This window comes from Wolbachia endosymbiont (group A) of Melitta haemorrhoidalis, from assembly GCF_964273365.1.
Lineage (GTDB): Bacteria > Pseudomonadota > Alphaproteobacteria > Rickettsiales > Anaplasmataceae > Wolbachia > Wolbachia pipientis.
Genome location: NZ_OZ187004.1, coordinates 862141 through 874252, shown reverse-complemented (window position 1 = coordinate 874252; position 12112 = coordinate 862141). Strand labels below are relative to the sequence as shown.

9 protein-coding genes are annotated in these 12112 nt (G+C 34.8%); 7 read left to right on the top strand and 2 right to left on the bottom strand.

Annotated elements, in window-relative coordinates:
• Positions 1-262 precede the first annotated feature (262 nt).
• The 3 genes from ACICPZ_RS04565 (at position 263) to ACICPZ_RS04555 (ending at position 5578) form a co-directional block, all read left to right on the top strand.
• Positions 263-2440 carry an AAA family ATPase gene (locus tag ACICPZ_RS04565; RefSeq protein WP_264373980.1) on the top strand — a complete coding sequence of 726 codons (2178 nt, stop codon included), beginning with the start codon at positions 263-265 and terminating at the stop codon, positions 2438-2440.
• Between the two features lie 1238 nt (positions 2441-3678).
• Positions 3679-4442 (top strand): IS5 family transposase gene (locus tag ACICPZ_RS04560; protein WP_156518237.1). Its coding sequence is split into 2 segments (ribosomal slippage): positions 3679-4033 and positions 4033-4442, totalling 765 coding nucleotides; the frame shifts between segments, so codons are not numbered across the junction.
• 284 nt (positions 4443-4726) lie between these two features.
• Complete coding sequence (locus ACICPZ_RS04555) at positions 4727-5578, top strand: Bro-N domain-containing protein (protein WP_213862822.1); 852 nt, start codon at positions 4727-4729, stop codon at positions 5576-5578.
• Between the two features lie 521 nt (positions 5579-6099).
• On the opposite strand, the gene ACICPZ_RS04550 is transcribed toward ACICPZ_RS04555, so the two are convergent.
• Positions 6100-7206, bottom strand: a complete 1107-nt coding sequence (locus tag ACICPZ_RS04550; RefSeq protein ID WP_264711489.1) for a hypothetical protein — start codon at positions 7204-7206, stop codon at positions 6100-6102.
• Complete coding sequence (locus ACICPZ_RS04545; RefSeq protein WP_264373982.1) at positions 7172-8404, bottom strand: hypothetical protein; 1233 nt, start codon at positions 8402-8404, stop codon at positions 7172-7174. The genes ACICPZ_RS04550 and ACICPZ_RS04545 overlap by 35 nt, the downstream gene beginning before the upstream one ends.
• A gap of 287 nt (positions 8405-8691) precedes the next feature.
• Between ACICPZ_RS04545 and ACICPZ_RS04540 the strand changes: the two genes are divergently transcribed.
• The 4 genes from ACICPZ_RS04540 to ACICPZ_RS04525 all read left to right on the top strand — a co-directional run bounded on the left by ACICPZ_RS04540 (position 8692) and on the right by ACICPZ_RS04525 (position 12105).
• Complete coding sequence (locus ACICPZ_RS04540) at positions 8692-9711, top strand: virulence RhuM family protein (RefSeq protein ID WP_264373983.1); 1020 nt, start codon at positions 8692-8694, stop codon at positions 9709-9711.
• Positions 9712-9748: 37 nt separating this feature from the next.
• Entirely contained in the window at positions 9749-10225 is a 477-nt protein-coding gene (locus tag ACICPZ_RS04535) for a crossover junction endodeoxyribonuclease RuvC (protein ID WP_264373984.1), read from the top strand.
• A 142-nt stretch (positions 10226-10367) separates the two neighbouring features.
• Positions 10368-11600, top strand: a complete 1233-nt coding sequence (locus tag ACICPZ_RS04530; protein ID WP_264373985.1) for a DNA modification methylase — start codon at positions 10368-10370, stop codon at positions 11598-11600.
• A 7-nt stretch (positions 11601-11607) separates the two neighbouring features.
• Positions 11608-12105: a MarR family transcriptional regulator gene (locus ACICPZ_RS04525; protein ID WP_264374057.1), complete on the top strand. Its 498-nt coding sequence runs from the start codon at positions 11608-11610 to the stop codon at positions 12103-12105.
• The last annotated feature ends 7 nt before the right edge of the window (positions 12106-12112 follow it).

Sequence of the window (12112 nt, the reverse complement as noted above, 5' to 3'; positions counted from 1 at the left end):
ACAGAATAAAAACTAAGTGGTTGACATGGTGAGTAAAATGTAGTAGAATTATAATAGAGTATTTTTCCTTAAAAGAAAGAAGATACTAAAACCTCACTTTTCACCTGAACTGACTTCCTTTACTTCTTAATATATTTTTCAAGCTTTGCCAAGAGAACCCCCACCGTAGTTTTTACTTACATAATGAAAGAGTAAGACCCCAATCAAAACAGCCTTACTCAAAAACCTTTCAAACGCTTAATCTTAAAAGGAGTTTCAACTTATGGTACAAGATTTTTTAACTGATGTCAAACAAAAAAATACTTTAAATGATGAATATTATGATTTTAATAATACTGTAGAACCATTAGAGCAATTTGATGTAGAAGAAATAAAAAGACAACTATTATTAAACATAAGATCATGCCTTTCTTATTTATTCCCAAGGGGAACTTTTCATGGAGATGAATTCCGAATAGGTGATGTGCATGGTAACAAAGGACAAAGCCTCAGAGTAGCATTAACTGGTGGAAAAGCCGGACTCTGGCAGGATTTTGCAACTGGGCAGAAAGGTGATGTTCTTGATATTTGGGCAGGTGCACAGGGAAAAGATACAAAGAGAGACTTTTGTGAAGTGATGGCCTCTATAAGTGAATGTCTTGGATATAACAAGAAATGCGCAAAGGCTGACGAAGACTTCGAGAAGTTTATTACCCACAGTTGGAATTATTATGATGAAAATGGTCAGGTCATTGTAAAAATTTATCGTTCTGATCCTCCTAAAGGAAAAAAGCAATATAAGCCTTTTGATGTTAAACAATCTCGGTATGGTGCGCCAAAAGTAAGACCTCTCTATAACATACCAAGTATTTTAAAGTCTGATAAAGTTGTTCTGGTTGAAGGGGAAAAATGTGCAGAAGCGCTGATAGAACAAGGTATCACAGCAACAACAGCAATGTCTGGAGCAAACGCACCAATTGATAAAACAGACTGGTCACCACTTAAAGGTAAGCATATTATCATTTGGCCAGATAATGATGAAGCAGGTAATAAATACGCAAAAAATGCTGAAAAAAAGCTTTTAGAGATCGGAGTTGCATCACTTGCTGTGCTTGAAATTCCTCGAGGTAAGCCTGAGAAATGGGATGCTGCTGATTGTGTAGAGGAAGGTATAGATGTCAAAGAGTTTTTAGCTTCAACTCCGTTGCTTACTATTGATACTCCAGCTACTGATACTTCAAATATGAAAAGTTTAGAAAGATCCACAAAACAGCCACTTAACATTTTAGATTGGAGTGCAGAGCGCTTTGTAGGTCCGGTACCAGAGCAAAAGTTTCTTGTTGAAGGTCTATTTCCTTTAGGTGTTACTTCAATAATAGCAGCAATGGGAGATACAGGCAAAGGTATGCTTCTTCTTGACCTAGCGCTTAAGGTTGCAAGTGATAAGGATCAGATGTGTGGCTTTGGTTCACTTGTTACTGAACACGGAACAGTAGTAATTTTTTCAGCAGAGGATGATGCAGGTGAGATACACCGCCGCTTGAAACGACTTGACCCTAAGTGTGAAAGGTTGAAACATAAAGATAAATTATTTATTGTACCACTGCCAAACGTTAGAGGATCACTTACAATACTCAGAAATGTTCGTGGTAAAATCGTCGAAGTTTCTCCTGAATTCGAATCCATAATGAAACAGCTCGAGGAAATTAAAGATCTGAAATTGATAGTATTTGATCCACTTGCTTCATTTATCCATGCAGATATAAATGCTGATCCTGCTGTAGGGGATTATCTAATGTGCTTATTATCTGATTTAGCATGTAGTACTGGAGCTTCGATAATTACTGCTCATCACATGAGAAAGCCAAAAGGAGAAAAACCAATATTAACTGCTGAACAAGCACGCGATGCAATTAGAGGTACCTCTGCTCTTGTTAATGGTGTTAGATGTTCCTATGCTTTTTGGACAGTGGAAGATACAGCTAAGCCAGAGATCTTTAGGTCAATGGGGGAGATTCCAAGACAAAATGCTTTATTTTATGGGGCGGTTGTTAAGGCAAATGGGTTAGCTGATCGCACTGTACGTACTTACCTAAGAAATCAAGAAACAGGGCTACTAGAAGATATAACAGCACAATTGAAAGTTAAAAACATTAGCGATAAAAGTCTTAAGATATATCTTATCGATGCAATTAAACGATCTGCTATTGCAGGGCATCCATTTACTCATACAGGAAGTGCAGGAGTATATAAACAACGGCATAGACTGCCTGAAATTTTTCACAATATGGGAAGAGATAAATTAGAACGTATGATACAGGAACTTTTACAGGTAAAACAGTTAGTAAAAGGAATGTCTAAAGGTTCAAGAGAGGATAAGTGGCTTGACGTTACAACAGGACCCTTTGCTTGTGGTATAGGAAAATTCACCCCTGGAGCTGAAGATCTTAACTGCAAATAAAACTTCTGTAGGTAAATTCTTTACAGCTATTTTTAATAGATCTCTTATTCAAATACTTGTTCTGTAGGCTTTGTTGCTAACCATACTTTTCTATATATGGATATATACAATATTCAGTTGCTAGTTTACGTTGAATGCTACAATAGATAGATATATAGTAGAATGGAGAAACAACCAGAAATAGCTAAAACCATACCAGATGGGCTATTGGTTTTTCAACAGCTATGCAAGAATATTTTTACAAACAGACATTAATCTCTTAAAAATTGATATCTATTATAGGTAGCATTATATTCCTAATTCCTAGGTTATCAGCTAAATAGTTAGAAATCAAGGAAGCTAGACTCTGCATAAAACCTAGGCTTTTTGACCTACATTCCTAAAAGTATTCCTAGCAACTACGCACCTAAAGTTAGCCAATATGGCTGATTTTGCTATTCCTAAAACCCTTATATATTATATATATATAATAACAATAGTAATAAATATAAATTAATAAATATATAAACTACAAATAAATAAAACTTATCAAAAAGAAAGAAGAGCAAAAAGACCACTACAAAACTTATTAGGATATTTAAATTGAATAAGAAAGAACAAATGGCTCATAATTGCGTTTTAAGACGATCCTGTGACTTCAGGGTACAATTATACCACCAAGACCTAAATTACTCATGTAGGGTAGCTTAAAACTCGATTACGAGGCATTTCTAAACTATTTTTTACCCCAAACTTTTATTTACTACAAGAAAGCCTAAAACCAGTCTATCATGTTTTTTTGTTGGTTGCAAAGAAAATTTTTCAAACCTAAAGAACAAATGGTTAGTAGACTTTTTGAAACGTTATTTTTGCAACAGCCAACTTATGTCACTTCTATCATAGAGAGGGTAACAAAATACTCCTACCCTTTAAAACGCTTTAGGAGGTCCTTACAACACTATTTGTAATTTAGATATAAAAGTTCGTCTTTTTTAAATTAACGCGTGTAGCCTCCCTAAAAACTCGAATAAAAGGCATCTTTAGTAACCCAACTATTGCAAAGTAAACTTACTAGTAAGTTTAACACATTTTTTACACTTTGCAAAGAAAATTCTTCAAAAAAGATTGAACGACTTGTGAATGGGTTAATGGAGACTTTATGAAAATACAACAACTTTTATTGCAAACCTCTGAGAACCTGTCTTGAAAGGGAATAAAGAAAAGAGTATGATGAGGTAAGCAAAAAATAGGAGGGTAAATTGTATCCAAGTGATATAAGTGACAAGGAATGGGAAATTTTAGAGCCCTATGTTGCACAAGGAGCGATAGGACGACCAAGAAAACATAACATCAGAACAATTATTAATGCAATAAGGTATATAATGAGGGGTGGTTGCCAGTGGAGAATGCTACCAAAGGATTTTCCCCCATGGAAAACGGTGTATGACTATTTTATCAGGTGGCGTAATAATGGAAAATTGAAAAAAATACATGACATGCTAGTAAAAGAGGTAAGAAAAATGGTTGGTAAAAATGAAACACCTTCAGTAGGTATAATTGACAGTCAATCAGTGAAAACGACTCAAAAAGGGGATCAAGAGGATATGATGCCGGTAAAAAAATAAAGGGTAGAAAACGCCATATTATTGTAGATACACTAGGTCTTGTAATTACTGCAGAGGTACACAGCGCAAGCATTCAGGATCGTGATGGTGCTACCAATCTTTTTATTCAAGCTAAATGCAAAGCTCCAACATTACGTAAGTTTTTTGCTGATCAAGGATACAAAGGTAAATTACAAAATCGATGTTTGTTGGAAACTGGATGTTTGCTAACGATTACCAAGAAATTGGTTGATACAGGATTTCAGGTTATTCCTAAACGTTGGATTGTAGAACGAACCTTTGCTTGGCTTTCCAATTTTAGACGCATGAGCAAGGATTACGAGCATTCTCCTCTTACTTCAAAAAACAATATCTTATTTAATATGATTACTTCTATGCTTACTAAATTAGCTGCTTAACTCCTTTCAAGACAGGTTCTGAGCAATTGATTGCAAAATTCTCAGTAATGAAATCAGCAAATTGTAGATGAAGCTCAAGGAAAAAAGTTACTGCCATAGAAGAAGAAACAGAAGCTACAGAACTCTTAACCCGCTTAATAGTTCAAAATGGAGACAAAGATCGAAATTTATTTATTTACGTCTCTAATTTTATCACGTATAATGGAGATAAAACTTCCACTATTTATTAGTAATAAAAAGCAACTTAGTTTATATTTGGTTTTTAGAATAAACTTATTTTCAATATGATTGACACTTTAACTTTAAAAGAAGGAGATATTGAAACTACTGCTTTTGATAATAGCAATTTTACTAGAGTATTACACGATGGAGAATGGTGGTACGTAATAACAGAAGTAATAGCTTTTCTGACAGGTAGTAAGAACCCATCTGACTATCTAAAAAAGATAAAAAGCAGAGATATAGGGCTTTCTGAAGGATGGGGACAATTTGTCACCCCCCTTGAAATTAAAACAAAAGGTGGTAAACAGAATGTTAATTGTACAAATGTTGAGGGGTTGTTTCGTATTTTGCAGTCTATTCCTTCCAAAAGAGTTGAACAATTTAAACGTTGGCTTGCAAAAGTCGGGTATGAAAGGCTACAAGAATATGAAAACCCTGAGCTTGCACTCAAACGAATCTATGCCGATTATGCTGCAAAAGGGTACCCTCAGGAATGGATACAAAAGAGAATAGAATCGATAGCTGTCAGAAATCAACTAACAAAAGAATGGGGTAACAGAAATATATCTGACCACAATAATAAGTATATTGAAGGTAGGGAATACGCAATATTGACAGACGTAATTTCTGAGGGAACGTTTGGAGTAAAAACAAAGCATCATAAGGAAATAAAAGGCTTGAGGAAACAACCACTAAGAGACCATATGACACCAATTGAATTAATTTTTAACATGCTAGGAGAACAGGCTACCATTGATGAAATAAAAGATAAAGATGCACAGGGCTATAATAAAAATTTAGAAGCGGCAAAGGAAGGAGGCAAGAACGCAGGCACAGCAAGAGAGGCATTTGAAAAAGCGAGAGGTGTGAAAGTCGTTTCTTCAGATAACTTTTTAAAGAGGATTAAAGATTAAAGTTCTCACTATGAGAAACCTCTGAATTTTATGGTTTAAAACGTTTTAGAAGGCTATTATAGCGTTATTGATGATTTAGATAGGTTTTGTATGTTTTTACCAAAAACTCATGTAATCTCTTCTCAGATCAAGTAAAAAGTTGTTTCCAAAATGGAAAGAACTCAAATAGTGAAGATTTCTGTTGTAAAAGACATAATGCTCTTTTTAATTTCTTAGCTGTCTTAAAATTATTTTAACTTTTTTTCAGAAAATCCCGGAAAAAGTAGTAAGAAATCCGGTATATATTAGTATAGAGACATTGAGTGTAGATGTGCTTCAAACACAAAAGTCGGCAAACAAAAAGATTGAAGAAAGCAAAAGAAATTTAGGCTTTTACGTAATTGAGAATTTGTATTTTTTTAGATAAGGGAAAAACTGTGTTTTAAAGCTAGATGCGACTTTAGAGTCAACCAAAGCTTAAAACTCAATTACATGAATTTTACTTTTTCCATTATAACATCTTTTACTTCTCGTCAACACAGTTAACGAACTACCACAGTAAAAGGGTTAATACGGTAACCATAATCTCTACACGATGATCCAGGCCAACCAACTGTTTGAATCACATCATTACGTTCGATGTTTAGTCCTAACTTTTTAGCTAAGGTGGTTTTTATTGTCCTTTGGATTGTGTTTAGTGGTTTTCTGATGTGATGTTCTGGATCTGCTTCTTGATCAAGATTTAGATGTTTTTCTATTTGAGCTATGCTAAGCAACGTGTGTTTTTCAGGAGGCAATTCTTTTTTACAGTCATTCAAAAATTGTTCAAATAATATGCGAAAAACTTTCATACATGCTACAGCTTTCTTATTCAGAATCTCTATATTGTTTACGTAAAGTGAGCCTTCTACCAATTGTAACTCTAGTAATTCTTTCTCTCTAGCAGGTTCAATTTGCTCAAGTGAAGTATGTAAAATTTGCATTGAAGTATTTGGTATTAACTCTGGTACTCCTCTTTGTACTGCTTCTTGAAATATTTCAATTAAAGTCCTACGCTGACAGAAAAGGTCAACCATTTCTACTATAGGCAAATCAAGAGGTATGTCTGGTATGTTTTTTCTCAGTATTACTAATACGGTTGGATTGACTCTTAGCCTATCTATGGTTAAGAATGTTGGATTGGTGCAAAAATCAAGAACAATGAGATTTACAAATTTACCTTGGCCACCAACATGATAAACTCCTCTTTCCACCTTTTGCCACATGAAATGCGTATTACTTAGCTGACCTTCAAACCAATGCATGATTTTCTCTGGGTTTAAATATACAGATAAGCGATGAAATCTTTGCTTCTTGTAGGTGTTAGGCAAAATATCACGGTTGCAATTTTCACAAATTATATTATCGCATACTTCATCAAAATCCTCATCAATGAAAATCTCATTGTTACAGTATGGATCAACTATATTTGGCCAATCTAATTTATCTTGTCTATGAGAGCAGATAATATAGGACCTCTCTTGCATCTTAATTAATTCAAGATCTGACAAATACTTTGCTGCTTTAATGTAGTTTTGATTTGGATTAACCCAAGAGCTACCAGAATTAAAAAGGTCAGAGATTTGCTCTTGGCAAGATTGTAAGACCATAAAATTGTTTCATGTATGCTTTAAAATCCTCTCTTTCCTTTTTATTCAACGGATATTCAGAGTAGTAAATTGCTATGTGCTCATCACTTCGCTTAAAAAATAATCCTATCTTTTTGCCTTGAAATATTATCTTCATCAATTCAATAGATTTTAGTATATCACCAATAGAAGGGTGTAAAATATAGAGCTCAGATGCAATAGGATCATGTGGTATAACGGTTAAAGTAATGCAAGTGTTGCTATATTTAAAACGATTTGACTGAAATTTTAACTCAAAAGTGAATATATTTGAATCAGAGCCATCAACACAAACTTTAATGAATTTATATACTTGCTCTGCAAAGTTTTTATCCTGCGCGTTTACAAAAACACATTCAGAGCTAAAATAACGACTTGCAATGCTATTTGCTATCTCTGTAGCTTGATCAATATTTTTGGCAGTAAGATCTACTTGAGTACCATTAACTAGAAAATCCAAAATCATCCAATCTGGCTTATGACCATGAATAACCTTATTTGAGTTTAGTAGTAAATCTATACCACTAGCTCTACGAACTAATACATATAAACGATTTTGATGGTAGAAGAAACCTTGTAATTGATTTTCAAAACCGTCATTGCGTTTAATGTCGTCTTCTTTCAGTATCTGCACTATGGTTTCCTGAGAGATGAAGTCTTTAAATGGAACATTTGGCTGTCGTGGTGTCTTTTGAAGAGCAAATGATACAGAACCTTTTCTTTGTATTTTTTCAAAGTGATAGACAGACTTTAAAAGGTTGTGATCTACATGAAACAATAGAAATAACAAAGACTTCTTGTCGTATTTATTGTTACCTTTTAGAAGGTAGGATTTCATGAGTTCCTCAGTCAATGCAGATCTTGCAATTTCACTGACAGTAGCTTCAAGCTTTGCACGGTCGAAACAGCTAATCAGATAATAAATAACTAGAGAGTCTAAATGTTTAGCAATCACTTTACGTTTATATTGTATGGATGTGTTATCGTAGTCTTGATCATCAAAGAGTTGACCATTTAATTTGTCTTTAAAGCAGTGTTGAAAGATAATACTTAACTGCCTACCAGAAAGTGAATTCATCCAGGAATAACGCACTTCTGTATTGTGAAAACGCTCAAGTAAGTAGTTAACTGGTACTTCTAAATCATCTTCCCAGAATTTACGGTTTGGATAAATTTGCATAAAAGATTAAATAATACCGTGCAGCATAATATGGTATTTACATTGTTAAGATAGAAATCTGAAAGTCTTGACCAAGAATTATACAATGGGTGTTTACTGATTTTTAACCAAGTTTTTTTCTAAAAAGTTTATTTAAGAAGAAGATTTTTTGGACAAAAATTTTCCAAATCCTGAATATATATTATATAAGCTTAAAACTTTATGATAAAAGCAATCCAAGAACAGAGTATGGAAATCTCTTTCAAATAAAATTGCTACTTAAAGCAGATAACAATTTGAAAAGATGTATGAAACCAGATAACAATGAAATCTTATTTTATGAGACAGAAGATGGAAAGGTACATATAGAGGTCAGGTTTGAAAATGACAATCTGTGGCTTACACAAAAACATATAGCTGAGCTATTTGGTTGTTCAAGTGATAATATTTCATTGCACCTAAAGAATATTTATCTAAGTAAAGAATTAGATAAAAGTTCAACTACCGAGGAATTTTCGATAATTCAAAAAGAGGGAGAAAGAGAGGTAAAACGTAATGTAGTGTTCTACAATTTAGAAGCTATTATATCAGTAGGCTATCGTGTTAGTGGCATAGCTTTTCGTACATGGGCAACCGATAAACTAAAGAAGTACATTTTTAAAGGCTTTGCAATAGATAGTAACAGGTTTAAAAATGGTACAAAATTTGATGCCAGGTTTTTTGACGAGCTAGTTGAAGAAATAAGAGAAATTCGAGCTAGTGATCGTATGGCTTACCAGAAAATTACAGATATTTATGCAACTTCAGTAGATTATTCAAATTGCGCAATTGAAACGAAAAATTTCTTTGCTGTAGTACAGAACAAATTGCATTTTGCCATTACCGGGAATACAGCAGCGGAAATTATAACAAATAGAGCAAATAGAAATAAACCAAATATGGGCCTAACAAATTGGCGAAAAGCACCTAAAGGGAAAATATTTCTTTCTGATACACATATAGCAAGAAACTACTTAGATAGAAATGAAATTGCTCAACTGAATAAGATAGTGAATATGTATATAGACCACGCAGAGTTTCAAGCTGCTCGAGGTAAGGTAATGTATATGAAAGATTGGAAGGAAAAGCTTGATGCATTTTTAAGATTTAATGAGCAAGAGATATTAAAGAACTGCGGTAAAGTTTCTCATGAGGTAGCAATTGCCTTAGCTGCAGAAGAATATAAAGAATTCAGAAAAACACAAGATAAATCATACAAGTCAGACTTTGATAAATTGGTAGAAGAAAATAGAAAGAAAACTCTAATTAAGAAATCTCCTTATAAGTAGAAAAACTAAAGGTCTATAAGTATATAAAAAATAAAATATGTCAATCCTAACACTAGACCTCGGCAAACAAACAGGCTGGGCAATGCTTACAGATGGAGTAATTCAAAGTGGTAGTGAAAATTTTCATGGTAGCCGTTTCAGCGGAGGTGGCATGCACTTCTTAAATTTTCGTAGGTGGCTCAATGAGATGAGGGAAAGATTTTCAGATATTGAAGCAGTGTATTTTGAAGAAGTAAGAAGACATTTAGGTACTGACGCTGCACATTGCTACGGAGGCTTTCTAGCTCATTTAACAGCTTGGTGCGAGGAAAACAATATACCTTATCAAGGTGTACCTGTCAAGACGATAAAACGCTTTATCACCGGTAAGGGTAATGCAAATAAAAGTGAAGTTATTGAAGCTGTGAAAGGCAAAGGTTTTTTCCCTCAAGACGATAATGAAGCGGATGCTTTGGCGTTGATGTTCTATATTAATAATTTTAGTAAAGATTTTAATATGCTAAACATCCCATAGAATGTGGGTCCTTCCCGCCAGCCAGGCTGATTTGGGAGCGAAACCCCGGGTCCTCTCTAGCGTCAGACGTATTTTGATTATTAACTTTTTAACAAGTTATTAAGAATTTAAACATAGCAATTTAATAAGAATTTCCACTAATATGAACTTAGCAACACACTACTATCCTATTGAAAATCTTGTCGAATACGATCGTAATCCTCGCAAGAATGACGATGTAGTAAACAGAATGTGCGCCTCTATTCGGGAATTTGGTTTTCGTATTCCGATAGTTGCAAAAAGCGATGGCACTGTAGTTGATGGTCATTTAAGGCTTAAAGCAGCAAGAAAACTGGGTATGGAGAGTATTCCCGTAGTCCTCAGTGATAACTTAAGTGAAGCCCAAACCAAAGCTTTTCGTTTACTTGCCAATCAATCAGCTAACTGGGCAAAGTGGGACGATGATCTTTTAAAAGTGGAAATTCAAGAGTTAGAAGATTTGCAGTTTGACCTTAAAATGACCGGATTTGAGCTAGAAAAAGTCCAACGCTTTCTCGACAACATTGATGGAAAAGAAGAAGTAGAAAGAGGAGAAAAAGAGGGGGTGGAATTGGTCGATAAAAAGTCAGTAGTGTCGAAACCAGGGGATCTGTGGATTTTAGGTGGTCATCGAATCTACTGTGGCGATAGTTGTCTAGTTGAATCATTTAAAGCGGTATTAGACGATAAAATGGCAGATATTACCGTTTGTGACCCTCCGTATAACGTAGCATATGGTGACAGTCAGGAAAGAGAAGACAAAAAAATACTAAACGATGATCAAGGTGAAAAATACGAACTTTTCCTATATGACATTTGTTCTCACGTTTTAGCGTACACCAAAGGGGCAATTTACATCTGTGCATCATCATCAGAGCTTTCGACCTTGCAAAAAGTATTTGAAGAAGCAGGGGGAAGATGGTCGACATTCATCATTTGGGCAAAGAATCATTTTACGCTAGGAAGATCTGATTATCAAAGACAATACGAAACAATACTCTACGGGTGGAAAAACGGCAATAAACGTGAGTGGCATGGGGGACGCAATCAGAGTGATCTCTGGTTTTACGATAAGCCAACGTACAACTCACTGCACCCAACGATGAAACCAGTGGAGTTAATGGAGAGAGCGATAGTAAACAGCAGTAGACCAGGGGACATAGTTCTTGATCCATTTAGTGGTTCTGGAAGTACATTAATTGCATGTGAGAGGACAGGAAGAATATGCAGAACTATAGAACTTGATTCCGCCTTCGTCGATGTAACGATAAAGCGTTGGCGGGTGTATACGGGAAGAGAAGCGATACTTTCGGATACTGGAAAGACTTTTGCACAAATTCAAGAAGAAAAACGGTAAAAAAGGGGTGAAAGAGGGGAAAATCACGCAGACAGAATGGGCAAGAGAACTAGGAGTTTCAAAGCAATACGTCTGTTACTTAGTAAAGAAAGGAATAGTTGAGCTGGAGGATGGTTTGATTGACCGAGAACAAGCAAATAGAGCAATAGAAGCAATTAGAGATCCAAGTCAACCACTGAGGAGAAAAGGTGGAGAAGAAGGGGAAAAAAGAGGAAATAATGATCTTTCAACGATGTTGCTAAAAACCCGAATTAAAAACGAGATGGAGCGGGGAAAACTGCTCGAGGCAAAAGCAAAAGCTGAAATTGGTGAACTTATCTCAGTAGAAGAAGTAAAGACTGAAGCATTTAATGTTGCAAGAGTGGTTCGTAACAATCTTTTGAATATCCCAGACAGAGTATCAGCATTACTGGCATCGATGAACGACACAGAAAAGATCCATGAAACATTAACTGAGGAAATCAGAACAGCTTTAGAAGAGTTAGTGGAAAATACATTTCAATGATACTAAG

Bases quoted from the DNA above. Each gene is read 5' to 3' on its own strand.
- ACICPZ_RS04530 (WP_264373985.1), top strand. From the start codon at position 10,368: ATGAACTTAGCAACACACTACTATCCTATTGAAAATCTTGTCGAATAC.
- ACICPZ_RS04545 (WP_264373982.1), bottom strand. From the start codon at position 8,404: ATGCAAATTTATCCAAACCGTAAATTCTGGGAAGATGATTTAGAAGTA.
- ACICPZ_RS04550 (WP_264711489.1), bottom strand. From the start codon at position 7,206: ATGGTCTTACAATCTTGCCAAGAGCAAATCTCTGACCTTTTTAATTCT.
- ACICPZ_RS04535 (WP_264373984.1), top strand. From the start codon at position 9,749: ATGTCAATCCTAACACTAGACCTCGGCAAACAAACAGGCTGGGCAATG.
- ACICPZ_RS04565 (WP_264373980.1), top strand. From the start codon at position 263: ATGGTACAAGATTTTTTAACTGATGTCAAACAAAAAAATACTTTAAAT.
- ACICPZ_RS04555 (WP_213862822.1), top strand. From the start codon at position 4,727: ATGATTGACACTTTAACTTTAAAAGAAGGAGATATTGAAACTACTGCT.
- ACICPZ_RS04540 (WP_264373983.1), top strand. From the start codon at position 8,692: ATGAAACCAGATAACAATGAAATCTTATTTTATGAGACAGAAGATGGA.